This window comes from Streptomyces kaniharaensis (genome assembly GCF_009569385.1).
GTDB lineage: Bacteria > Actinomycetota > Actinomycetes > Streptomycetales > Streptomycetaceae > Kitasatospora > Kitasatospora kaniharaensis.
Genome location: NZ_WBOF01000003.1, coordinates 1 through 22,781 on the forward strand (window position 1 = coordinate 1; position 22,781 = coordinate 22,781).

The window sequence follows — 22,781 nt, forward strand, 5'->3', positions numbered from 1 at the left end:
GATGTGTCGCGGACTTCGGGTATCAGTCACAACCTCACCCCCGGGCCCCTCCCCCGGTCCCGGCCGGTGGCCGGTCCGCCGCCTGATTGCTGGGCTGGCGGCCCATCCGGCGCCCCCGGGGCGGGGCCTGCGGCCCTCGGGAGGCACCTTGGGGGCACCGGTCCGGCTCGGGGCCTGCCCGGCCCGGGTGGCGGGCCCTCACGGACGCCCCGCACGGCGGTGCCTGACGGGCCCTCAACCGCACACTCCGGACCGGAATCCGAAGCGAACCCGGGAGCGTTTCCCCGACTTCCGAACAGCTCTATCCTACCGGTCTCTGGACGGGCCCGGGACGAGAACAGGAAACCTCGCGTCAGCCATCCATCCCGGCTCTATCCGGCCGCACTTCCGGCGGGAATCCGAATTCCCCACTGATCCCTTTCAGGCGGCAATCCGAAACCCTTCCGGGGCGCAGCGGCAAGGAATCGAATGCACACCGGAAAGGGGCCTACGGCCCTCCACGACGACACGACGACCGTCCTTCCAGGCCGCCCAGGAAATCCCGTCCAGCGTCACCCGGGCAATTCCCGGAGTGGCGACACCAAACCGAACACCGGACCTGGACGGCGGCCAGGGCGCCACCAGGGCGGGGCGCAGCGGGGCGCGGCACCGGGCGGCCAGGGCGCCACCAGGGCGGGGCGCAGCGGGGCGCGGCACCGGGCGGCCAGGGCGCCACCAGGGCGGGGCGCAGCGGGGCGCGGCACCGGGCGGCCAGGGCGCCACCAGGGCGGGGCGCAGCGGGGCGCGGCACCGGGCGGCCAGGGCGCCACCAGGGCGGGGCGCAGCGGGGCGCGGCACCGGGCGGCCAGGGCGGGCACGGGCACAGCGGCCGGACGGCCGAGACGGGCGCAGCGGGACGGCCTGGCGGCCGACCAGGACGGCGGCCAGGGCCCAGCAGCCGGGCGCGGCACCGGGCGACGCGGGCAGGCGGCAGCAGGCCGCCGAGGCCGGCCAACCGGCGCAGCCTGGTGCAACACGAAGTGCAACACGCCCACCCGCCCCCGCTCCCGGCCACATAACGCCTGGTCAGACCCGCAACATGACCCCGTGTTGCACCCCAGCGCAACACCACGTTGCAGCCCCGCGTTGCACCTCCCCACCTGTCCTCTGCCACTGAACCTTGACCGTTTGCCACTGAACTTTGACCAACGTCGTTTTCTGCCACTGAATCTTGACTGCGCGGGTCACGACGCGTTGGGGCCAATGCACCGACCCCAGTAGGGGGCCCGTGCAGCCCCGGTTCCACCAGAGCTGGTCACGGCCAGGAGCCCCGGGCCGCCGTCGAGGCCGCGATGAGGAGACCGGATGGGCGCGGTTGTGCTGCGGGCGGCTTTGCTGGCGCCAAGGATCGAGGGACCGGATCGATACCGTTCGTTAGGAAGTGACGACGTTGAACAAGTCGGTCGTTCGAACGGCCGTGGCCGCGGCTGGTCTTTCGCTGGTGGCACTCTCCGGTTGCACCTCTACCCACACGACAACTAGTCCAGCGAGCTTGGCGTCTACTTCCAGCACCAGCGCTGCGGCTAGTGCCATGGGGCCACAGACCTACAAGATCGGGACATCGGTTCAGGTCAAGAACGACCAGGGGCAGTACACGGAGACGGTGAGCCAGGCTCACTACACCACTCAAAGCGGGAACAGCGTCTTCACAGCCCAGCATGGCGGCTGGCTGGTCGCAACGGTGGACATCAGCGTGACGTCTGGCAAGACATCATTCAACCCGCTGTACTTCACACTCATCGCTCCCGACGGTTCTCGGTGGGACGCAGACGCGACGGCGGGCGGCTACACGCCTGCCTTGGCATCCGGTGAGCTCAACGCCGGCGACAAGACTCATGGCTACATCGCCTTCGACTCTCCGAGCACAGCATCAGGGTCAGGCGCCAAGATCGCGGCGACAGCCCCTCTCGGGGATGTGATCGCCTCCTGGTCGCTTTCCTAGGACGGTGTCGGGCGGTCCTCGCGGAGGTTCTCCCCGCAGGCTGGCCGCCGCTGGCCACTTTCCGGGCGCAGCCCGCGGCTTGCCCGTGCCGACTAGCATCTCGACCGGCCTCCGGCCTCCGAAGCCACCTTCAACGGGTCACTGACCTGCGCAGTCAAGGTTCAGTGGCAGAAAGCGACGTTGGTCAAAGTTTAGTGGCAAACGGTCAAGGTTCAGTGGCAGAGGACACCACCGCCACCAGGCCACCGGCCACCCCGCCGCCGAGCACCACCACCAGGACCAGGCCGCCGGGAAGGCCGGCCTTCTCGGCGGCCGCCAGCACCTGGCGGTCGTCGGCACCCGGAGGCGGCCACCACCCGAGCAGCAGCCGCGGCCCCGCCCCGGCACCCTGTCGCACCCACCTGTCGCGCCCGGACCACACACAGGGGACCAGGGGTATCCGCCCACGTCACAACACGCGACAGCACCCCACACGACAGGCAACGCGACAGCAGGCGCGACAGCCCCCACCCACCACCAGAACGGCACCGGGACGGCCTCCCAGACCACCACCAGAACAACCTCCAGGGCGGCCTGACGGCCACCCAGCCACCCAGCGTGGGGCGCAGCGGCGGGCACGGCCGGGACGGCGCATCTGTCAGCTTGGGGCCGTATGGGAAATCCCGGGGCGAGCGCCCCGGGATCTGGGTGTCACGGTGCTGAAATCCAGCTCAGACAGCAGCTCGTCCCGCCTGCGGGCTGTCAGCGGATGGTGAACATCTTGTTGAACTGGGCGCTCTCGAAGACCTGCCGGACCGCATCATTGCAGTTGTGGAGCTCCAGCGACTTCTTCTGGAGTGCGGCACGCTCCTTGAGGAGCAGGAGCATCCCGAGCGCGCTGGAGTCGATGAACGGGACCTGGTCGAAGTCGATCTCGATCAGCTTCACCTCCGGGTTGTCGAGGAGTTCCTGCGATGCCTGCCGGAAGTCGCGGTGGAGGTTGAAGTCGAACTGGCCGATGAGGATCATCTTGCCGGTGCCGCCTTCGATCTTGACGATCGGACGCATATGGGTTGCTCCTTGTGCTGGTTAGGCCCCGGTCGGGGCTGTGGAGGGGAGGGCCCGGCGGAGCGTGACGCGGGTGCCGCCGCCGGGCGGGAAGGTGAAGTCGACGTCATCCATGAGCGCGCGCATCAACAGAACACCCCGGCCGTGAGGAAGACGCATGCGCTCTGGAGCGAACGGGTCAGGGCAGGACACTGGGTCGAACCCAGGGCCGTAGTCCGTGACCGTCGCGACGATTTGCCCGGCCACGACCTCAAGGTCGAGCGTTGCAGCCCGCTGCCCCGCGCTGTGACCGTGCCGGACGGCGTTGACCATGGCTTCGAGAACCGCGACATGAACCGCCGAGCGCTCAGCCCCGGTCAGCGACAGAGCGGCGAGGAACGTGCGCAACCCGTCCTGGGCCCGCGCCAGATCCGGATCTTCGCTCGGGTGGAGAGCCAGTTTCACAGCACGACAGCCCCGTTCGGGTAGACCCGCTCCGCGGGCATAAGTGCCTTCCATCCTTGATCGAACGATCCTCCCGTCCCCTCTCCTTGTCCCCAGACCACCAAGCTCGCTCAATCGAGTGAACGGTGCTTCTTGGCGCGTGCTTGGGATGAAAATCCCGACGAATGGCTGCCGTCCCGGCCGCGCCCCACCGCCCCGGACCGTGGCCAGGACAGCCCGCACCTGGCGGCCATCGGCACCCGGCGGCAGCCACCATCCCGAGCAGCAGCCGCGGCCCCGCCCTGGCACCCTGTCGCACCCACCTGTCGTGCCCGGACCACACACAGGGGACCAGGGGTATCCGCCCACGTCACAGCACGCGACAGCACCCCACGCGACAGGCAACGCGACAGCAAGCGCGACAATCCCCATCCACCACCAGAACGACCACCAGAACAGCCTCCAGGGCGGCCTGACGGCCACCCAGCTGTCCAACCGGAACGGCGGTGCCGGCAGCCCGGGACGGCGGCGCAGCGAGGCGGGCACGGCCACCAGGGACGGCGGCGCGACCCGGACGGCGGCCAGCACGGCGGCCAGCACGGCGGGACGGCGACGGCGGCAGGCACCCGGACGGGGCGCGGCCTGGACGCCGGACCCGGGACGGCAGCGGCCGAGCAGGGGCGCAGCAGGCCCGGACGCCCGCCCGCCCGGCCCGCGCACCGCCCCGGCGGCGCAGCACCGGCCAGGCACAGCAGCCCGGACGGCGCGGGGCCCCGGCGGCTCCACCTCGGACGAAACCGAACACCAACCCCCGCCATCACCCCTGACCCGCAAATCCGACCCGAATTCAGACCACCACCGGCAACCAATCCACCAAAACAACCGGGCGGAATACCCGGCGGAATTCACCCCCGAAAACAACCCACAACACCAGACCCGACCCCCCAAGCAGGGCCGACCCGACCCCACCCCCACCCGCCACCACACACAGTCACCAAACCAACCACTCGACACCACCCACCAGACACCCCCGACAGGCACAACCAAAGGTCCAGACAACCAGGCGAGAGAGGCCAAAACACCCCCACACCGGCCAACAGGTCACACCCTGCAGCCCCTCGCCGGGTAGAGCTTGGCGTGCAGCACCCGGTCCTCCCACCACGGATCCTCTGGAGTGGAGACCAGCGCGGCCACCAGCTCGCGCTTGGTCGGGACCGGCAGCATCAGCGGGCCCAAGTCCTTTACGGCGCGGGCCCGTACACACTCAGGGCACTCCAGCCAGTCCGGGCCGGCCTTCTCCCGCAGCTCCAGCTTCGAACCCTCCTTCCCCCCGATCGAGCCCCGGCACGTCCAACACGGGCGCAGCGCGGCGTTCGCCGTGCGGGCGGCCTCCAGCTGTTCTTCGGCCTCCCGTTCCAGGCGCTCCGTGTGTTCCTGGTGGCAGGACCAGCAGCGCAGCCCGGGCGGCGGGTCCACTCCACCTGTCGTCCATCGGGGCCGTACTCCCAGAAGCTCTCCTCCTCGGGAACGTCGCCGCAGTCGATGCAGACCAGGGAGTCCATCAGCTCCCGGTGGGCCTTGTGCTCCTCGTCCTCGCGGGCGGCCTGGCGCAGGTCGTAGGCGGCCCGGTTGTTCGGGTTCTCCAGCGCCTCGATCAGGGAGTGCCGGCCCGAGCGGCCGAAGCGCCACCACACCGGCCCGAGCGGCCCGTGCTCGGCCAGCAGCTCCAGGGTGGTCGCGACGACCGGTACGGCGTCGTCGTACTCGCGCCACCCGTCGTCGTTGTAGTCGCGGACCACCTTGCGCCACCGGCCGCGCCAGCAGCCGGCGGACAAGTCCGTAAAGGCTCGCGTGTGCCGGCATCTCGGTGGTTATGTGGCCCGGTGACCAATCATGATGCGGCGGCGGCTGTCAGACCGTTGACACTGGCCTGGGTACGCCGACACCTGAAAGCCGGCGAGCGGATCGTCGGAGCCGAGGCGCTGCACGGCGGCGCCACCGCCGACATGCGGAGGCTGACCGTCGGCACGCGGAACGGAGGCACCCGGCACCTGGTGCTGCGCTCCTTCGTCGACCCGACCCGGCAGGGGCCAGCCGAGGACCTCCTGCACAGGGAGGCCGACGCCCTGACCACGCTCACCGGCACCGGCGTGACGGCGCCCGGACTCGTCGCCGTCGATCCGAGCGCCGCGCACTGCGAGTACCCCTCGCTCCTCATGACCCACCTGCCGGGCCGGACGGTCCTCAACGACGAGGGACTGGAGACGCGCCTGCCCCTACTCGCCCGTCAACTCGTGGCGGTCCACGCGGTACGGCCGACCGTGCGGCCCCGGGAGTACGTGGCGCTGACGACCGCCGACACGGTCGTGACTCCCGAGGGCGCCGACGCCGCGGTCTGGGCCGCCGCGATCGACGTGATCCGCAGGCCCGCGCCCCGCTACGAAGGGCGCCTCCTGCACCGGGACTTCCAGCCCGGCAACGTGCTGTTCGACCTACCGCCCAAGGACCCGGTTGACGCCGGGGCCAGGATCACCGGCGTCGTCGACTGGGCAGCGGCCTCCTGGGGCCCGGCGGACCTCGACGTGGCGCACTGCTCCACCAATCTCGCGCTGCTGCACGGCCCGACGTGGGGCCTGCGCTTCACCGAGGCATACCAAGAGGCCGGCGGGACGCTCGCCGCAGCCGCGCACGAGCGGCTGTACTGGCAGGTACGAACACCACTGGCGTTCTCCGAGGAAGTGCAGTGGGTGGCGCAGCCGTGGCAGGAGGCAGGACGGACCGAGCTGACGACACGAGCCGTGGAGGAGCGGCTGGATGCCTATCTCACCTTCCTGATGAATGCGCCGGGCTGAGCCAAGGCAGTGCGGAGCCCGGCTGAGGGAGGTCTCGCCCTGCTTACGGCGGTGCTGCCGCGAGCTGTGGTCCCGCCCAGGACGCGGCGCTGCTGCTCGACGAGCCGTTCTCACAGGTCACCGCCCATCCCCGGTTCGGCGTTCTGGTGAGCGATCCGGAGGAGGAGAGCGCGTGGGTCGTCACCCTGCCCGATGAGCTGCGCGATGGCCTGGCCGATGCGCCGAGCCGGCGGCTGGCGGAGCTGGCTGTGCCCTGGTCAGCAGCCGACGATGGCTACGGCGATCCGGCCCACCTGACGGCCTTTCTCGAGCAGCTCGCCGCCCGGCCTGGTGAGCCCGGCCACACCGCCACCCGCGCGGCGGTGTGGCCCAGCGGAGGTGGCTTGAGCTAGCCGACGTAGTCGTCCTGTGCGGCGATCTTGCCGTCGCGCAGTTGGAGGACCGTGCAGAAGCGGGCGGTGACCGGTTCTCCGGCCGGGGGAAGAGCTGGCACGGCCCCGGAGCTGGTCCCGGCGAAGTCGGTTTCAAGGGCGATGAGGTCCCCGCTGGCGATGACCCGCTTGATGGTCAGTTTCCGGTCCGGGACGGCGCCCGCGTATTCGCGGATGTGGCCCACGAAGGCGTCCCGGCCGCGGAGGGCGATCCGGTAGGCGCCGATGGTGTAGACGACATCGTCGGTGTACAGGGCCCCGAACTGCTCGAAGTCCTGCTCGTTGTAGGCGTTCACCCACGTGCGGGCGAGTTCGGTGGCGTCCGTGGGGACCGTGTTGCTGGTCATGCCTGCTGGCCTTTCTGTGCCGTAAGAAGCCGTACCGAGAGATTGACCCACATATAGGTCTATTTGTGTCCTATATCCGCATGCCGGTGATTGCCATGTTTTCGCACTACAGTCGGCGGGATGAGCAGAGCGGGACAGGGATTGCCCATGGAGCCGGAGGATGTCGCGGAGTTCGCGATGGGCCTGCCGGGGGCGACGGAGGGCGAGCCCGGGCCGGGGATGACCCTGTACAAGGTCGGAGGCAAGATCTTCGCCGTCCTAACCGAGGCGACCACCTCGCGCTCCCATCAGGTGACCCTGAAGTGCGACCCCGATCTCGCGCTGCACCTGCGCGAGCAGTACCCGGCCGTGGGCCCCAGCTTCTACGGGCGCCTGCGGCACTGGAACACCGTGCTCCTGGACGGCACCGTGCCCGCCGACGAGCTCGGCGAGATGATCGAGCACTCCTGGGAATGCGTCGTGGCGGGCCTGCCCCACACCGTCCGCGAACGCCTGCGCTCGCTTCACCAGGGCCGAACATGACCCATCGCACCCGCCGAGACGTGGCCGGCCCGCCCGGGTGCAACACGGAGTGCACCATGACGCGGCCTCCAGGCCGGCGGCCGGGGTGCCGACGTGGCGCAGCGCGACGATGGCGTCAGCGGCCTGTCCGGCGTGCCACTGGGTGCGCTGGGGGGCGTCCCGGCGGGGCGGCGGAGCCGGGACGGCGTCTGCTCCAGGGCGGTGTAGAGGGGCTGCGCGGCGGTAGGCGAGGTCGGTGGTCTGGCGGGCTTGGTGGGCGGCCTCGCGGGCGCATTCGGCGACGTCCCGGCGGTGGCGCTCACGGCACAGCGCGTGCTGGAGAGCGGTGTCGTGGTCGGGGTCGTAGAGCTCGGCCCCGGTCTCGACGGTGTGGTCGCGCACGCGCTGCCACTCGGCGCAGACGGTGGCCGCGGTGGCGAAGGCGGCCTCGTCGCCGACGTCGGCGTACCGGTCGGCGGCGCGTTACTTGTCGTAGGCGGACGGCGATGATCCTGCGTTGTTTCCAGATGTCGCCATCGACCGCCACCAGTCGGCGCCAGCCATCATTTCCCTGATCTGGGTTTCGGTGAGGGCAGGATGAGCCTCGGCGGCGTGTGCCTTGATATTTCCGAACAGCTCCTCATCATCCGCGCCGGTGAAAACGATTCTGCCGTGCGCCGGATCTACGCAGTGGAATCCGCGCATTACTCCTCCTTCAAGAAGTGTTATTTCATTCTAGGGCACGGCGTGCTAACGCGCGCGCCCAGGGACATTCCCGCACGCTCGCCCATGCATTGCGTCAGGGCCGTGGAGTCCGGGCAGGGGCCCGAGCCACCACTGCAGCAGGCTCCCTGCCAAGGATCCGAGCAGCCAAGTCACTGGGGTCGCCACCAGAACTCCGGCGGGCAAGCGGGTAGCCAGATCCTGCGACCACCGCCGCACTCGAACCGGCCATTAGCCCCCCAATGCCCAGATGATGCACATTCGGAAAGAACGCCGTAGCAGCGCATCAATCTCCATTTCCCCTGGCAGCGCGAATTACAAGAAATGCCTTCTCGGATACTTCAGTGAAACCCGCTGACCGGACATCCCCCAGCTGAGGGTCTGCGGCAGAAAGCGCGTATCCAAGTCACCGGTCTGGCCGGTCCACCGACGCCGACCAGGCTCGTCAGCCGCTGACCGAGTGGTCCAGACAAGATCGCGATCAAGGCCATTTCCCCCACCACGGCTACTCAGGTCACACCCTGCGGCCCCTCGCCGGGTAGGGCTTGGCGTGCAGCACGCGGTCCTCCCACCACGGATCGTCCGGAGCGGAGACCAGGGCTGCCACCTGCTCGCGCCTGGTCGGGGCGGGCAGCACCAGCGGCCCCAGCTCCTTCTCCTCTCGGTCGCTGGCGCACTGCGGGCACTCCAGCCGGTCCGGCCGGGCCTTCTCCCGCAGCTCCAGCTTCAAGCCCGCCTTCCCGCCGATCGAGCCCCGGCACGTCCAGCACGGGCGCAGCGCGGCGTTGGCTGTACGGGCGGCTTCCAGCTGGTCTTCGGCCTCCCGTTCCAGGCGCTCCTCTCGGTCCTGGTGGCAGGGCCAGCAGCGGCCGCCGGGGCGGCGGGTCCACTCGACCTGTCCCGGGCGGCCGTACTCCCAGGTGCTCTCCTCCTCCGGCACGTTCCCGCAGTCGATGCAGACCAGGGAGTCCATCAGCTCCTGGTGGGCCTTGTGCTGCTCGTCTTCGCGGGCGGCCTGGCGCTGGTCGTAGGCGGCCCGGTTGTCCGGGTTCTCCAGGGCCTCGATGAGGGAGTGCCGGCCCGAGCGGCCGAAGCGCCACCACACAGGCCCGAGCGGCCCGTGCTCGGCCAGCAGCTCCAGGGTGGTCGCGACGATGGGCACCGCGTCGTCGTACTCGCGCCACCCGTCATCGTTGTAGTCCCGGACCTCCCTGCACCACCGGCCGAGCCAGCAGGCGGCGGGTGCTGAGCTGCCTGACGCTCGCGGTCACCCAGGACGGCGCCGAGGTCGTCACCGCCGAAGGGCTCGCCGCCGACGGCGGCCTGCATCCGGTGCAGAGCGCCTTCATCGACTGCGACGCGCTCCAGTGCGGCTACTGCACCCCGGGGCAGGTGGTCTCCGCGGTCGGGGCGCTCGAGGAGTTCGCGGAGGGCTGGCCGAGCGCCGTCACCGAGGGGCTGGGGGCGGCGTCGCGGCTGGATCGCGCCGAGGTGGCCGAGCGGATGAGCGGCAACCTGTGCCGCTGCGGGGCCTACGTCAACATCGTGGCCGCCATCCGTCAGGCGGCCGGCACGGAGGTGGCCGGGTGAAACCGTTCGAGTACCTCGGCCCCGCCGACGCCGCGGCCGCCGTGCGCAGCGTCGCTGGGAATCCGGGCGCGGTGTTCCTCGGCGGCGGCACGAACCTGGTGGACCACCTCAAGCTGGGCGTCATCGAACCCGCTCTGGTCGTCGGCCTCGCCGGTGTCCTGTCCGCCGAGGTCGAGGAGCTCGGCGGCGGCGCCCTCAGGATCGGCGCGGGTGTCAGCAACAGCGAGCTGGCCGCGGACCCGCCGGGTGCGCGAGCGGTTCCCGGTGCTGTCGCAGGCGCTGCTGTCGGGTGCGTCGGGGCAGTTGCGCAACATGGCCACCGTCGGCGGCAACCCGCTGCAGCGCACGCGCTGCGTCTACTTCCAGGACGTCACGACGCCGTGCAACAAGCGGGAGCCGGGCTCGGGCTGTTCCGCGATCGGGGGGTGGACCCGTAACCACGCGGTCCTCGGCGCGTCCGAGCACTGCATCGCGGTCCACCCGTCCGACATGGCCGTGGCGATGGCCGCGCTGGAGGCGCGGGTGCGGGTGCTCGGTCCGGACGGCGAGCGCACGATCCCCTTCGTCGACCTGCACCGGCTGCCCGGCGACACTCCCGAGCGCGACACGGTGCTCGAGCACGGTGAGCTGATCACCGCGATCGACCTGCCGGCGCAGCCCATCGCCCGCCGATCGGCCTACCGCAAGGTGCGCGACCGCGCCTCGTACGCGTTCGCCCTGGTCAGCGTGGCCGCGGCGGTCAACGTCGAAAACGGCGTGATCGTGAACGCGCGCGTCGCGTTCGGCGGCGTCGCGCACGCGCCCTGGCGTGCGTACCGGGCGGAGGAGGTGCTGCGGGGCTCCCCGGCGTCGGAGCGGAGCTACCGGGCCGCCGCGGACGCGGAACTCGCCGGTGCCCGGCCGGCCGAGGGGCTGGACGGCGGCAACGCGTTCAAGATCCCCCTGCTGCGCCGCACCCTCGCCGCCACCTTGCGCGGCCTGGCAGGAGCGGACGCCCTATGACGTTCCCGAACGAACCGGAGGCCGTCGGCCGCGATCTGCCCCGCCGGGACGGGGCCGTCAAGGTCCTGGGCACCGCCGCCTACGCCGGTGAGGCTCCGTCGGCGGACGCCGCCTACCTGCACGCCGTCCAGGCCACGATCGCCCGGGGACGCGTCACGGAGCTGGACACCGCCGCCGCCGAGGCACTGGACGGTGTGGTCGCGGTGCTCACCCCCGCCACCGCGGAGCGCCTGGCCTCCACCGAGGACCGGGAGCTGGCGGTCCTGCAGGACGAGGAGGTCGCCTTCCGGGGCCAGGTCGTCGCCTTGGTCGTCGCCGATAGCTCCGAGGTGGCGCGGCATGCGGCCGCGCTCGTCCGGGTCGGCTACGCGCAGCAGGCGCACGACGCCGAGCTGCGGGCCGACCGCGACGACCTGTACGTGCCCGAGACGGTGAACCCGGACTTTCCCGCCGATACCGCCGAGGGCGATGTCGACACCGCGATGGCGGCCGCGGAGGTGACCGTCGACGAGACGTACACCACGGCGATGTACCACAACAACCCGATGGAGCCGCACGCCACGGCGGCCCGGTGGGATCCGGCGGGCGACGGGTTCCTCACGCTGTGGGACTCCACACAGGGCGTCCATCCGACGCGGGCCGTCCTGGCGTCGCTGTTCGGTCTGGACGAGGAGCGGGTGCGGGTCGTCTGCCCGTACGTCGGCGGGGGGTTCGGGTCCAAGGGGCAGCCGCACGTCAACGTGGTGCTCGCCGCGATGGCGGCGCGCGCCGTCCCCGGCCGGGCGGTGCGGATGGCCCTGACGCGGCAGCAGATGTTCTCCCTTGCCGGCTACCGCACGCCGACCATCCAGCGGTGCCGCCTTGGTGCCGACCGGGGCGGCAGGCTCACCGCCCTCGCGGTCGACGTCGTGGAACAGACGTCGCGCATCAAGGAGTTCGCCGAGCAGACGGGTGTGCCCGCGCGCATGATGTACGCCTCGGCGAACCGGCGGACCACGCACCGGCTCGCCGCCCTCGACGTCCCGGTGCCGTCCTGGATGCGCGCTCCCGGCGAGTGCCCGGGCATGTTCGGCCCCGAGGTGGCCCTGGACGAGCTGGCCGAGCGCCTGGGCCTGGACCCGATCGAGCTGCGGATCCGCAACGAGCCCGAGGTCGAGCCCGGCTCGGGCAAGCCCTTCTCCAGCCGCGACCTCGTCGGCTGCCTGCGGGAGGGCGCGGTGCGGTTCGGCTGGTCGGAGCGCGACCCGCGGCCGGGTGTGCGCCGCCACGGCGACTGGCTGGTCGGCACGGGCGTCGCGGCCTCCACCTACCCGGTCAACCGGATGCCGTACTCGACGGCGACGATCCGGTGGGAAGGGCAGCGCTACGTCGCCGAGATCGGCGCGGCCGACCTCGGCACCGGGACGTGGACCACGCTGGCGCAGATCGCCGCGGACACGCTCGGCGTGCCGGTGGCCCTCGTGGACGCGCGGATCGGCGACACCGACTATCCGGTGGCGTCGGTGGCCGGGGGTTCCTCGGGCATGACGACGTGGGGCTCGGCCGTGGTGGAGGCCGCGCGCGCCTTCCGTGACAAGTACGGGGACGAGCCGCAGGACGGGTCCGAGGCGTCCGGCGCCGTCGGGCCCCCCGACGACCGCTACGCGATGCACGCCTTCGGGGCGCAGTTCGCCGAGGCGCACGTCCACGCCGACACGGGCGAGGTGCGGGTGCCGCGTCTGCTGGGCGTGTTCGCCGCGGGCCGGATCATCAACCCGCGCACGGCGCGGTCGCAGTTCATCGGCGGGATGACGATGGGGCTGTCCATGGCGCTGCACGAGAACAGCGTGCTCGACCCCCGCACCGGTCACGTCGTCAACCACGACTTCGCCGAGTACCACATCGCGGCCAACGCGGACGTCGAGGAGATCGAGGCGCACTGGCTCCCCGAGCACGACCCCCACGTCAACGCGATGGGGTCCAAGGGCATCGGGGAGATCGGCATCGTCGGCACGGCCGCTGCGGTGTCGAACGCGGTGTGGCACGCCTGCGGCGTGCGCGTACGGGACCTGCCGATCACACTGGACAAGGTGCTGCACGCGTTGGAGGAGCGGCCCGGGCGGTGACCGCGCGAGGCGGCGCCAGGCCCGGGCGCCTGCCGACACAACCGCCGGGCTGTGCCGTTGGATTCGCGGGACCGTGGTGGAACGGGCGACGCCCGCCGTGCGGGCGGGCGTCGCCCGTTCGGGATGCGAAGGGGCTCACAATCCTTGGGCGAGGCGGTGGTAGGCCTGGTTCCAGCGCAGTTCCTTGGTGAACCGACGGATGTCCGTGTCGTCGTCGATCACCAGCAGCTCGACGCCGAGCATCTCGGCGAGGTCTTCCAGTTCCTCGGCCCCGAGCGCGCCGGAGAGCACGGTGTGGTGCGGCGCGCCGGCCGTCAGCCAGGCCTCGGTGGAGGTGTGCAGGTCCGGACGCGGCTTCCAGACGGCGCGGGCGACAGGCAGGCGGGGCAGCGGCGCCGGCGGCTCGACCACGTCCACCTCGTTGGCGACCAGCCGGAAACGGTGGCCCAGGTCGGCGAGGCCGACCACCACCGCGGGGCCGGGTTCGGCGTCGAAGACCAGCCGGACCGGGTCCTCTCGCTCGCCGATGGCGAGCGGGTGGATCTCGCAGGAGGGGGTGGCCGCCGCGATGCTCGGGCAGACCTCCAGCATGTGCGCGCCGAGGATCAACTCGCGGCCGAACTCCAGGTGGTAGGTGTAGTCCTCCATGAAGGAGGTGCCGCCGGCCAGTCCGGTGGCGGCCGCCTTGAGGGTGCGCAGCAGGGTGGCGGTCTTCCAGTCGCCTTCGCCGCCGAAGCCGTAGCCGTCGGCCATCAGTCGCTGTACGGCGAGGCCGGGCAGTTGGCGCAGTCCGCCGAGGTCCTCGAAGTTGGTGGTGAAGGCCCGGAAGCCGCCCTGCTCCAGGAAGCCGCGCAGGCCGAGCTCGATCCGTGCCGCGTAGCGCAGCGACTCGTGGCACTCCCCTTCGGCCCGCAGTTCGGGTGCGAGGCGGTAGCTGTCCTCGTACTCCTTGACCAGCGCGGTGACAGCGCCGTCGTCCGCCGCGTCGACGGCGGCGACGAGGTCGTTGACGCCGTAGGTGTTGACGGAGACGCCGAAGCGGAGCTGGGCCTCGACCTTGTCGCCCTCGGTGACGGCGACGTCGCGCATGTTGTCGCCGAAGCGGGCGAGCTTGAGGCTGCGCAGTTCGGCGCGGCCGGCGGCGGCGCGGGCCCAGGTGGCGATCCTGGAGGAGACGGCCGGATCGGTGACGTGTCCGGCGACGGTCTTGCGGGGGACGCCGAGGCGGGACTGGATGTAGCCGAACTCGCGGTCGCCGTGGGCGGCCTGGTTCAGGTTCATGAAGTCCATGTCGATGGTCTGCCAGGGCAGTTCGACGTTGGCCTGGGTGTGCAGGTGGAGCAGCGGCTTCTGCAGGGCGTCGAGGCCGGCGATCCACATCTTCGCCGGGGAGAAGGTGTGCATCCAGGCGATCAGGCCGATGCAGTCGTCCGCGGAATTGGCTTCCAGGCAGACCCGGCGGATCGCGGCGGCGTCGGTGAGGACGGGCTTCCAGACGGTCTCGACCGGTACCGCGGCATCGCCGTCCAGAGCCTCGGCGATCCGCTGCGACTGCTCCGCGACCTGGCGCAGCGTCTTCTCGCCGTAGAGTCCCTGGCTGCCGGTCAGGAACCAGACCTGGCGGCCCTCCAGTGGCTTCTTCACGGGGTGGCTCCTCACCGGGCCTGGGGCTGGCCGTAGACGTTCTGGTAGCGGAAGTTGAGGCTGTCGATGTCGGCCTGCGCGATCGGCAGGGGCTCGCCGAGCTGGCGGGAGAGGTGGACGGTGCGGGTCACGTCCTCGCACATCACGGCGGCCTTGACGGCGGCCTTGGCGTCCTTGCCGATGGTGAAGACGCCGTGGTTCTGCATCAGGACGGCGGGTGAGCGGTGGCCCTTGAGGGTGTCCACGATGCCCCGGCCGATCGAGTCGTCGCCGATCAGCGCGAACGGGCCGACCGGGATCTCGGCGCCGAACTCGTCGGCCATCGCGGTGAGGACGCAGGGGACGGCCTCGCCGCGGGCGGCCCAGGCGCAGGCGTAGGTGGAGTGGGTGTGGACCACCCCGCCGACGTCGGGCAGATGGCGGTAGACGTAGGCATGCGCGGCGGTGTCGGAGGACGGCGCGTGGTCGCCCTCGACCACGTTGCCGTCCAGGTCGCAGACGATCATGTTCTGCGGCGACAGTTCGTCGTAGGAGACGCCGCTCGGCTTGATGACGAGCAGTTCCTCGCCGGGGACGCGGGCGGAGACGTTGCCGGCAGTCCAGACCACTAGGTTGTAGCGGACCAGTTCCTGGTGCAGGTCGCTGACCTGGCGGCGGACGGCGTCGATGGTCGCGTTCACATGGCCTCGCTCGGGGTGGTGAGGGCGGCGTTCCGGATGTCGCGCAGGCGGTGCAGGAGTTTGTCGGCCCCGAGACCGAAGTGGTCATGCAGGGCGCGGTACTCGGCGAAGAGCCGGTCGTAGGTGTCGGCGGCGGCCGGGTCCGGCTGGTAGGCGCCCGGGTGGACCCGGCCCATGGCGGCGGCCGCGGTCCGTACGTCTGGGTACGCTCCGGCGGCGACGGCGGCGTGGATCGCCGAGCCGAGCGCGGGGCCCTGCTCGGACTCGGCGACAGAGACCGGGCGGCGCAACACGTCGGCGTAGATCTGCATCAGCAGGGCGTTCTTCTTGAGGCCGCCGGTGACGATGAACTCGGTGACGGGGACGCCGCCCTGTTCCAGGGCCTCGACGATGACGCGGGTGCCGAAGGCGGTGGCCTCCAGCAGGGCCCGGTAGATCTCCTCGGGTCGGGTGGCCAGGGTGAGTCCGACGATCACGCCGGACAGGTGGTGGTCAACCAGGGTGGAGCGGTTGCCGTTCATCCAGTCGAGTGCCACCAGGCCGTGCGCGCCGACGGGCCCGGCGGCGGCCTTGCGGGTGAGCAGCTGGTGCAGGTCCTCGCCGTTGGCCTCGGCCTCGGCCAGGTAGTCGGCGGGGACGCCCTGGCGCAGCCACCAGGCGAAGATGTCGCCGACGGCGCTCTGGCCGGCCTCGTAGCCGTAGGAGCCGGCGACGATGCCGTCCTGGACCACGCCGCAGATGCCGGGGACGTCGGCGAGCATCGCGCCGTTGACGACGTGGCAGGTGGATGTGCCCATGATGGCGAGGAGTTGGCCGTTGTCGACGGCGCGGGCGGCCGGTGCGGCGACGTGGGCGTCGACGTTGCCGGCGGCGACCGCGATGCCCTCGGGCAGGCCGGTCCACTCGGCGGCCTGCGCGGTGAGCGGGCCGACCCGGGAGCCGAGCGGGGCGAGCGGGTGCTCCAGGCGGGTGCGGGCGAAGTCGGCGAAGTCGGGGTGGAGCGCGGCGAGGTAGTCCTCGCTGGGGTAGCTCCCGTCCTGATGGATGCCCTTGTAGCCGGCCGTGCAGGTGTTGCGGCTCTCGGTGCCGGTGAGCTGCCAGACGATCCAGTCGGCGGCCTCGATCCAGCGCTCGCAGGCGGCGTAGACGGCCGGGTCCTCCTCCAGAACCTGGAGTGCCTTGGCGTACTGCCACTCGGCGGAGATCCTGCCGCCGTACCGGGAGATCCACTTCTCGCCGCGGGCGTGGGCCAGCGTGTTGATCCAGTCCGCCTGGCCCTGGGCCGCGTGGTGCTTCCAGAGTTTGGGCCAGGCGTGCGGGCGGGGCGCCCATGCGGCCGTCTCGGCCAGCGGGGTGCCGTCCGCGAGCACTGGCAGGACGGTGCAGGAGGTGAAGTCGGTGGCGATCCCGATGACGTGGGCCGGGTCGATGCCGGCGGTGGCGAGCGCGGCCGGGACGGCGGTGCGCAGCACCTCCCACCAGTCCGCGGGGTGCTGCAGCGCCCAGTCGGGCGGGAGCGGCCGCCCGGTGCCGGGCAGTTCATGCTCGATGACGGCGTGCGGGTAGTCGTGAACGGCGGTGCCCACCTCCTCGCCGTCCCGCACCCGGACCACCACGGCGCGGCCGGAGAGGGTGCCGAAGTCGACGCCGACGACATATCGGTCCGAGTCGTGCGCTGCGCGATCAGTCACTTCCTCATCCTTCGTATGGGAGGCCTGAGTTGTCACCTGCCGCCGGTGCGATCCCCGACCTGGCCGGGGCGGGGACACCGGCGACAGGGTTCGTTCCGCTGTCTCTCCCTCAGGAGGGCGGAACGAGGGGCCGCGGACCGGGCACAGGAAGCGGGAGCAGCGCCTTGGTCGAACGGAGTTGGAAGGCGTTGTTGTTAACGCTCACATGGAGTGTTAGCGCTAACAATTACGCTGTCAAGAGAGTCACGGCCGGAATCGGCGAAGTCTGAAGACAGACCCCAGCACTTCAACGCCGGATGGCGGGGCCCACGCTGTGCCGCAGCACCATCTCCGGGGAGATCTCCAGATGGGTGCGGGAAACGGCGCCGCCCTCCAACTCGTCGAGGAGCAGTTCAAGGGCCTTGCGGCCGAGTTCGCCGAAGTCCTGCCGCACGGTGGTCAGCGGCGGGATGAAGTAGGCAGCCTCCGGGATGTCGTCGAAGCCGACCACGCTGATGTCGTCCGGGACCGACCGGCCGGCCTCGTGCAGGGCGCGCAGCAGGCCGAGGGCCATGTGGTCGTTGGCACAGAAGACGGCGGTGACGTCCCGCAGTCCGGCGATCCGCAGACCCGCCCGGTAGCCCGAGCGGGCGCTCCAGTCGCCGCGCTCCACTTCCGGCACGGGGGCTCCGGCCGCCCGCAGCGTGAGGCGCCACCCTTCCTCTCGGTCCTTGCTCTCCAGCCAGTTGGCCGGGCCCGCCAGGTGGTGCACGGTGCGGTGGCCCAGGTCAAGCAGGTGCCCGGTGGCCTCTCCGGCCCCGAAGCGATTGCCCACCGACACCATGGGCACCCGGCTCTGGTTGCCCGAACCGACCGCGACGAGCGGCACAGAGCTGGAGAGCCGGGCCACCGCGCTGACGGTGGAGGTCTGCGGCACGATCACGACGACGCCCTCCACCCCCTGGTCGCGCAGCCGGTCGACGGCTTCCTGGACCGAACGGCCGTCCAGGGAGCGCAGACTGGCCACGCTCACGAAGTACCCGGCGCTGCGCGCGGCCCGCTCGATGCCGTCCAGCATCGAGGCGGGCCCGTAGAGGGTCGAGTCGAAGCTCACCACGCCGAGGGTCTGCGACCGGCGGGTGACCAGGGCGCGGGCGGCGGAGTTGGGCCGGTAGTCCAGCTCCCGGATGGCCGCCAGCACCCGGTCTCGGGTGTCCGGCCGGACGTGCGGGGCGCCGTTGAGCACCCGGGACACAGTCTGGTGGGACACACCCGCCAGTTTCGCCACGTCCGCCATCACGGGCTGACGCTGTTCCGTCCCGGTGCTATCGGCTTCCACTTGCAGTCCCCTCCATGATGTGGACCACAGTACGCGACGGGTTCCGGACCGCCCCGTAGCCCGTGGAAGCTGGCGGCGGCCGAACCCTCCGGCGTTGCCGTCCGTCGGGAACCGAACCGTGATTCCAGCTCTTGACGGCTTCATTGTGAACGTTAACATTCATGTCACACCAGGCCGAGCCCTGCAGCCGCTGCTTTCCTCGATCCCGGGGGCCGCTCCCGGCCGGCCCCTCTGCACCGGTCGCGGAACATCACTGGAGGAACTGTGCGGAAGATTTCTGCGGGCCTCGTCGCTGCAGGCCTGGCGCTCTCGTTGGCGGCCTGCGGGCAGAGCGGCAATGGGGTCGGCGACGGGGCGGCCAAGGGCGGGCTCGTCGGCATCGCGATGCCGACCAAGTCGTCGGAACGCTGGATCAACGACGGCACCAACATGGTCAAGGAGTTCCAGGCCAAGGGCTACAAGACCGACCTGCAGTACGGCGACAACGTGGTGGAGAACCAGGTCTCCCAGATCGAAAACATGATCACCAAGGGCGCCAAGCTGCTGGTGATCGCCGCCATCGACGGCTCCTCCCTCACCAACGTGCTGCAGAAGGCCGCCGACGCCCACGTCCCGGTGATCTCCTACGACCGGCTGATCCGCGGCACGGCGAACGTCGACTACTACGCGACCTTCGACAACTACAAGGTCGGCGTCCTCCAAGGCAGCTACATCGCGGACAAGCTCGGCCTCAAGGACGGCAAGGGCCCGTTCAACCTCGAGCTCTTCGCCGGCTCGCCGGACGACAACAACGCCGGCTTCTTCTTCAACGGCGCGATGAGCGTTCTCAAGCCGTACATCGACGAGAAGAAGTTGGTCGTGCAGAGCGGCCAGACCGACTTCAACCAGGTTGCCACGCTGCGCTGGGACGGCGGTGTCGCCCAGTCCCGGATGGACAACCTGCTGAGCAAGGCCTACACCTCGGCCCACGTCGACGCCGTACTGTCGCCGTACGACGGCATCTCGATCGGCATCCTCTCCTCACTCAAGGGCGTCGGCTACGGCAGCGCCAAGTCGCTGCCCGTCGTCACCGGCCAGGACGGCGAACTGGCCTCGGTGAAGTCGATCATCGCGGGCGAGCAGACCCAGACCGTCTACAAGGACACCCGCCAACTGGCCAAGGTGGCCGTCCAGATGGGCGACGCACTGCTCACCGGCGGCAAGCCCGAGGTCAACGACACCAGCCAGTACAACAACGGCGTGAAGACCGTCCCGGCGCAGCTGCTCCAGCCGGTCAGTGTCGACAAGGACAACTACCAGAAGGTCCTGGTCGACAGCGGCCAGTACACCGCGGACCAGCTCAAGTAGCCCGCGGGACCCGGCTCACCGGGCCCCTGCCGAACCGGCGGTGCGGCGCCCGTGAGAGCAGCCCGCACCGCCCCGAACGATACGGACGCACAACCATGGCCGGACCCGTTCTCGAAATGCGGTCGATCAGCAAGTCGTTCCCCGGCGTGAAGGCACTTTCCGAGGTCAACCTGAGCGTCGCCGCCGGTGAGGTGCACGCCGTCTGCGGCGAGAACGGCGCCGGCAAGTCCACCCTGATGAAGGTGCTCAGCGGCGTCTACCCGCACGGCGCCTACGAGGGCGAGATCCTCTTCGAGGGTGAGCCCTGCCGGTTCAGGGACATCCGGGCCAGCGAGCAGCGCGGCATCGTCATCATTCACCAGGAACTGGCGCTGGTGCCGTACCTGTCCATCGCCGAGAACGTCTTCCTCGGCAACGAGCACGCCTCCCGGGGCATCATCCGCTGGCACCGCACGCTCACCCACGCCGCCGAACTGCTGCGCCAGGTCGGCCTCGACGAGAGCCCGCACACCAGGATCGCCGACCTCGGCGTGGGCAAGCAGCAGCTGGTGGAGATCGCCAAGGCGCTGGCCAAGAAGGTCAAGCTGCTCATCCTGGACGAGCCGACCGCAGCGCTGAACGACGAGGACAGCCGCAAGTTGCTCGACCTGATCCTGGAACTCAAGGCGCAGGGCATCTCCTGCATCGTCATCTCGCACAAGCTGAACGAGATCGCCCGGGTCGCGGACGCCGTGACCATCCTGCGCGACGGGCGGACCGTCGAGACCATCGCGATCGGCCCCGGGGGCATCTCCGAGGAGCGGATCATCCGCGGCATGGTCGGCCGCGACCTGGAGCACCGCTACCCCGAGCGCACACCTGACATCGGCGAGGTCGCCTTCGAGGTCGAGGACTGGAGCGTGCGCCACCCGCTCGACCAGCAGCGCATGGTGGTGGACGGCGCCTCGCTGAACGTGCGGCGCGGTGAGATCGTCGGCATCGCCGGCCTGATGGGCGCCGGGCGCACCGAACTGGCGATGAGCGTCTTCGGCCGCTCGTACGGGCGGTGGGCCGCCGGGCGGGTGCGGCTGCACGGCCGGGAGATCCGCACCCGGACGGTGCCGGAGGCGATCGGGCACGGCATCGCGTACGTCACCGAGGACCGCAAGCAGCTCGGCCTCAACCTCATCGACGACATCAGCCGGAACATCTCGCTGAGCGCGCTCGGCAAGGTCGCCCGGTACGGCCGCGTCGACCGGCACGAGGAGGCCAAGGTCGCCGAGTCCTTCCGTCGGACCATGAACATCAAGGCCCCGACCGTGTTCGCCCGGACCGGCACGCTCAGCGGCGGCAACCAGCAGAAGGTCGTCCTCAGCAAGTGGATCTTCGCCGAGCCGGAGGTGCTGATCCTCGACGAGCCCACCCGCGGCATCGACATCGGCGCGAAGGCGGAGATCTACACCGTCATCGCCGAACTCGCCGCCCAGGGCAAGGCCGTACTCGTCATCTCGTCCGAACTTCCCGAACTCCTGGGTCTGTGCGACCGGATCTACACCATGGCCGAAGGCCGGATCACCGGCGAGGTCGCACGCGCCGACGCCACCCAGGAATCCCTCATGCGGCTCATGACCATGAGCGCCGCATCCAGCAACGAGCAGGTGTGAGGCATGGCCCAGACCGAGATCATCCCGGATTCGTCCCCGAAGGCACCGCAGGCCGGCCCCAGCCCCTCCATCGGCTCCATCCTGGCCCGCGCGCTGCAGGGCAACGTGCGCCAGTACGGCATGCTGGTCGCACTCGCGCTGATCGTGCTGCTGTTCCAGATCTGGACGGACGGCATCCTGCTCCAGCCGCTCAACATCACCAACCTGATCCAGCAGAACGGCTACATCCTCATCCTGGCGATCGGGATGATGATCGTCATCATCGCCGGGCACATCGACCTCTCGGTCGGCTCGCTGGCCGCCTTCGTCGGGGCCGCCGCCGCGGTGATGATGGTCAAGCACCACGTGCCGTGGCCCGTGGCGATGCTGGCCGCGCTGGTGATCGGCGCCCTCGCCGGCGCCTGGCAGGGCTTCTGGATCGCCTATCTGGGGATCCCCTCGTTCATCGTCACCCTGGCGGGCATGCTGCTGTTCCGTGGGGGCACCCAGATTCTCCTGCAGGGCCAGTCGGTGGCGCCGTTCCCCAAGGGCTTCCAGAGCATCAGCAGCGGCTTCCTCCCCGAGGTCGGCCCGCACACCGACTACCACAACCTCACCCTGCTGCTGGGCCTCGCCGTGCTGGCCGTCGCGATACTCCAGGAGGTGCGCGGCCGGCGGCAGACCGCCTCGTACGGGCTGGAGCTGCTCCCGCTCGGACTGTTCGTCGCCAAACTCGCCGTGATCACCGCGGCCGTGGCCGTCTTCACCCTGCTGCTGGCCAGCTACCACGGCGTGCCGATCGTGCTGCTGATCCTCGGCGCCCTGCTGGTCGGCTTCGGCTACCTGATGCGCAACTCGATCATCGGCCGGCACACCTACGCCATCGGCGGCAACGAGGCGGCGGCGAAGCTGTCCGGAGTGAAGAGCAAGCGGGTCGTCTTCCTCGCCTTCACCACCATGGGCGTCCTCGCGGCGCTCGCCGGACTGGTCTTCGCCGCTCGCCTCAACGCCGGCACCCCGCAGGCCGGCATCAACTTCGAACTGGAGGCCATCGCCGCCGCGTTCATCGGCGGCGCCTCCGCCAGCGGCGGCGTGGGAACCGTCCTCGGCGCCATCATCGGCGGCCTGGTGCTCGGCGTACTGAACAACGGCATGTCGCTGGTCGGCGTCGGCACCGACTACCAGCAGGTCATCAAGGGTCTGGTGCTGCTCGCGGCCGTCGGATTCGACGTCTACAACAAGCGCCGGGCCGGCTCCTGACCGACTGCTCGGCTCCCGCTCGTCACGAAGCACAGCCGAAGGCGGCCCCCGAGCGCCTTGACGGCCGGCAGGCACGTGCCGGCCGGGCTTCCGGCTCGCGACCCGGCCGGAACCTTCCGATGTGCGGCAACCTCTTTCGCACCGGCGGCAACTGACAGGCGACACCGAGGGCGGAACACCCTCGGGTCGTCCCCATCACACCGCCGACCACCGCTGC

The 22,781-nt window shown here is 70.6% G+C and carries 21 protein-coding genes and 1 pseudogene; 10 read left to right on the forward strand and 12 right to left on the reverse strand.

The window, feature by feature from the left end; genetic code table 11:
* Positions 1 to 1,570 precede the first annotated feature (1,570 nt).
* Positions 1,571 to 1,981: a DUF4352 domain-containing protein gene (locus F7Q99_RS31125; protein ID WP_195911333.1), complete on the forward strand. Its 411-nt coding sequence runs from the start codon at positions 1,571 to 1,573 to the stop codon at positions 1,979 to 1,981.
* A gap of 205 nt (positions 1,982 to 2,186) precedes the next feature.
* Here F7Q99_RS31125 and F7Q99_RS31130 read toward each other — a convergent pair whose 3' ends face one another.
* The 5 genes from F7Q99_RS31130 to F7Q99_RS31145 form a co-directional block, all read right to left on the reverse strand.
* Positions 2,187 to 2,378 carry a hypothetical protein gene (locus F7Q99_RS31130; RefSeq protein ID WP_153467685.1) on the reverse strand — a complete coding sequence of 64 codons (192 nt, stop codon included), beginning with the start codon at positions 2,376 to 2,378 and terminating at the stop codon, positions 2,187 to 2,189.
* A gap of 344 nt (positions 2,379 to 2,722) precedes the next feature.
* Positions 2,723 to 3,028 (reverse strand): STAS domain-containing protein, encoded by a 306-nt coding sequence (locus F7Q99_RS31135; RefSeq protein WP_230211099.1) that lies wholly within the window; start codon positions 3,026 to 3,028, stop codon positions 2,723 to 2,725.
* A 21-nt stretch (positions 3,029 to 3,049) separates the two neighbouring features.
* Positions 3,050 to 3,472, reverse strand: a complete 423-nt coding sequence (locus F7Q99_RS40600; protein ID WP_195911334.1) for an ATP-binding protein — start codon at positions 3,470 to 3,472, stop codon at positions 3,050 to 3,052.
* A 1,080-nt stretch (positions 3,473 to 4,552) separates the two neighbouring features.
* Positions 4,553 to 4,675 carry a hypothetical protein gene (locus tag F7Q99_RS42815; protein ID WP_268267685.1) on the reverse strand — a complete coding sequence of 41 codons (123 nt, stop codon included), beginning with the start codon at positions 4,673 to 4,675 and terminating at the stop codon, positions 4,553 to 4,555.
* A gap of 17 nt (positions 4,676 to 4,692) precedes the next feature.
* The gene (locus tag F7Q99_RS31145; RefSeq protein ID WP_153467691.1) at positions 4,693 to 5,286 is read right to left on the reverse strand and encodes a helix-turn-helix domain-containing protein; all 594 of its coding nucleotides are present in this window, start codon (positions 5,284 to 5,286) and stop codon (positions 4,693 to 4,695) included.
* Positions 5,287 to 5,334: 48 nt separating this feature from the next.
* On the opposite strand from F7Q99_RS31145, the gene F7Q99_RS31150 reads away from it, so the two are divergent.
* Together F7Q99_RS31150 and F7Q99_RS31155 are read left to right on the forward strand one after the other, a co-directional pair.
* Positions 5,335 to 6,303 (forward strand): phosphotransferase family protein, encoded by a 969-nt coding sequence (locus F7Q99_RS31150; RefSeq protein ID WP_326847368.1) that lies wholly within the window; start codon positions 5,335 to 5,337, stop codon positions 6,301 to 6,303.
* Between the two features lie 146 nt (positions 6,304 to 6,449).
* Positions 6,450 to 6,695 carry a hypothetical protein gene (locus F7Q99_RS31155; RefSeq protein ID WP_153467697.1) on the forward strand — a complete coding sequence of 82 codons (246 nt, stop codon included), beginning with the start codon at positions 6,450 to 6,452 and terminating at the stop codon, positions 6,693 to 6,695.
* Here F7Q99_RS31155 and F7Q99_RS31160 read toward each other — a convergent pair.
* The gene (locus F7Q99_RS31160) at positions 6,692 to 7,081 is read right to left on the reverse strand and encodes a nuclear transport factor 2 family protein (protein ID WP_153467700.1); all 390 of its coding nucleotides are present in this window, start codon (positions 7,079 to 7,081) and stop codon (positions 6,692 to 6,694) included. The genes F7Q99_RS31155 and F7Q99_RS31160 overlap by 4 nt on opposite strands.
* 147 nt (positions 7,082 to 7,228) lie before the next feature.
* On the opposite strand from F7Q99_RS31160, the gene F7Q99_RS31165 reads away from it, so the two are divergent.
* Positions 7,229 to 7,603, forward strand: a complete 375-nt coding sequence (locus F7Q99_RS31165) for an MmcQ/YjbR family DNA-binding protein (protein ID WP_153467703.1) — start codon at positions 7,229 to 7,231, stop codon at positions 7,601 to 7,603.
* Positions 7,604 to 8,065: 462 nt separating this feature from the next.
* On the opposite strand, the gene F7Q99_RS31170 is transcribed toward F7Q99_RS31165, so the two are convergent.
* Together F7Q99_RS31170 and F7Q99_RS31175 are read right to left on the reverse strand one after the other, a co-directional pair.
* The gene (locus F7Q99_RS31170) at positions 8,066 to 8,287 is read right to left on the reverse strand and encodes a hypothetical protein (RefSeq protein WP_153467706.1); all 222 of its coding nucleotides are present in this window, start codon (positions 8,285 to 8,287) and stop codon (positions 8,066 to 8,068) included.
* A 532-nt stretch (positions 8,288 to 8,819) separates the two neighbouring features.
* Complete coding sequence (locus F7Q99_RS31175; RefSeq protein ID WP_153467709.1) at positions 8,820 to 9,467, reverse strand: hypothetical protein; 648 nt, start codon at positions 9,465 to 9,467, stop codon at positions 8,820 to 8,822.
* Between the two features lie 80 nt (positions 9,468 to 9,547).
* On the opposite strand from F7Q99_RS31175, the gene F7Q99_RS31180 reads away from it, so the two are divergent.
* From F7Q99_RS31180 to F7Q99_RS31190, 3 genes and pseudogenes are all read left to right on the forward strand, one after another.
* Entirely contained in the window at positions 9,548 to 9,895 is a 348-nt protein-coding gene (locus tag F7Q99_RS31180) for a (2Fe-2S)-binding protein (RefSeq protein WP_407697894.1), read from the forward strand.
* Positions 9,892 to 10,897: pseudogene (locus F7Q99_RS31185) on the forward strand (FAD binding domain-containing protein). The gene F7Q99_RS31180 and the pseudogene F7Q99_RS31185 overlap by 4 nt, the downstream one beginning before the upstream one ends.
* Positions 10,894 to 13,002 carry a xanthine dehydrogenase family protein molybdopterin-binding subunit gene (locus F7Q99_RS31190; RefSeq protein WP_153467712.1) on the forward strand — a complete coding sequence of 703 codons (2,109 nt, stop codon included), beginning with the start codon at positions 10,894 to 10,896 and terminating at the stop codon, positions 13,000 to 13,002. Before F7Q99_RS31185 ends, F7Q99_RS31190 begins: the two are co-directional and overlap by 4 nt.
* 135 nt (positions 13,003 to 13,137) lie before the next feature.
* Here F7Q99_RS31190 and araA read toward each other — a convergent pair whose 3' ends face one another.
* The 4 genes from araA to F7Q99_RS31210 all read right to left on the reverse strand — a co-directional run bounded on the left by araA (position 13,138) and on the right by F7Q99_RS31210 (position 18,293).
* A complete protein-coding gene (gene araA, locus F7Q99_RS31195; RefSeq protein ID WP_326847369.1) occupies positions 13,138 to 14,646 on the reverse strand; it encodes an L-arabinose isomerase in 1,509 nt (502 codons plus the stop codon).
* Positions 14,647 to 14,657: 11 nt separating this feature from the next.
* Complete coding sequence (locus F7Q99_RS31200; protein ID WP_326847370.1) at positions 14,658 to 15,326, reverse strand: L-ribulose-5-phosphate 4-epimerase; 669 nt, start codon at positions 15,324 to 15,326, stop codon at positions 14,658 to 14,660.
* Positions 15,323 to 17,017, reverse strand: coding sequence for a ribulokinase (locus tag F7Q99_RS31205; protein ID WP_326847371.1), 1,695 nt, complete (start codon positions 17,015 to 17,017; stop codon positions 15,323 to 15,325). The genes F7Q99_RS31200 and F7Q99_RS31205 overlap by 4 nt, the downstream gene beginning before the upstream one ends.
* Positions 17,018 to 17,303: 286 nt before the next feature.
* On the reverse strand, positions 17,304 to 18,293 hold the full coding sequence (locus F7Q99_RS31210; RefSeq protein ID WP_153469318.1) for a LacI family DNA-binding transcriptional regulator: 990 nt from the start codon (positions 18,291 to 18,293) through the stop codon (positions 17,304 to 17,306).
* A 306-nt stretch (positions 18,294 to 18,599) separates the two neighbouring features.
* Between F7Q99_RS31210 and chvE the strand changes: the two genes are divergently transcribed.
* From chvE to mmsB, 3 genes are all read left to right on the forward strand, one after another.
* A complete protein-coding gene (chvE, locus tag F7Q99_RS31215; protein WP_326847372.1) occupies positions 18,600 to 19,682 on the forward strand; it encodes a multiple monosaccharide ABC transporter substrate-binding protein in 1,083 nt (360 codons plus the stop codon).
* 95 nt (positions 19,683 to 19,777) lie between these two features.
* On the forward strand, positions 19,778 to 21,325 hold the full coding sequence (gene mmsA, locus F7Q99_RS31220; protein ID WP_153467719.1) for a multiple monosaccharide ABC transporter ATP-binding protein: 1,548 nt from the start codon (positions 19,778 to 19,780) through the stop codon (positions 21,323 to 21,325).
* Between the two features lie 3 nt (positions 21,326 to 21,328).
* Entirely contained in the window at positions 21,329 to 22,564 is a 1,236-nt protein-coding gene (gene mmsB, locus F7Q99_RS31225; RefSeq protein ID WP_153467721.1) for a multiple monosaccharide ABC transporter permease, read from the forward strand.
* Positions 22,565 to 22,781: the final 217 nt, after the last annotated feature.

Bases quoted from the DNA above. Each gene is read 5' to 3' on its own strand.
- F7Q99_RS31125 (WP_195911333.1), top strand. From the start codon at position 1,571: ATGGGGCCACAGACCTACAAGATCGGGACATCGGTTCAGGTCAAGAAC.
- F7Q99_RS31135 (WP_230211099.1), bottom strand. From the start codon at position 3,028: ATGCGTCCGATCGTCAAGATCGAAGGCGGCACCGGCAAGATGATCCTC.
- F7Q99_RS42815 (WP_268267685.1), bottom strand. From the start codon at position 4,675: ATGCTGCCGGTCCCGACCAAGCGCGAGCTGGTGGCCGCGCTGGTCTCC.
- F7Q99_RS31160 (WP_153467700.1), bottom strand. From the start codon at position 7,081: ATGACCAGCAACACGGTCCCCACGGACGCCACCGAACTCGCCCGCACG.
- F7Q99_RS31165 (WP_153467703.1), top strand. From the start codon at position 7,229: ATGGAGCCGGAGGATGTCGCGGAGTTCGCGATGGGCCTGCCGGGGGCG.
- F7Q99_RS31170 (WP_153467706.1), bottom strand. From the start codon at position 8,287: ATGCGCGGATTCCACTGCGTAGATCCGGCGCACGGCAGAATCGTTTTC.
- F7Q99_RS31190 (WP_153467712.1), top strand. From the start codon at position 10,894: ATGACGTTCCCGAACGAACCGGAGGCCGTCGGCCGCGATCTGCCCCGC.
- F7Q99_RS31210 (WP_153469318.1), bottom strand. From the start codon at position 18,293: ATGGCGGACGTGGCGAAACTGGCGGGTGTGTCCCACCAGACTGTGTCC.
- mmsA (WP_153467719.1), top strand. From the start codon at position 19,778: ATGGCCGGACCCGTTCTCGAAATGCGGTCGATCAGCAAGTCGTTCCCC.
- mmsB (WP_153467721.1), top strand. From the start codon at position 21,329: ATGGCCCAGACCGAGATCATCCCGGATTCGTCCCCGAAGGCACCGCAG.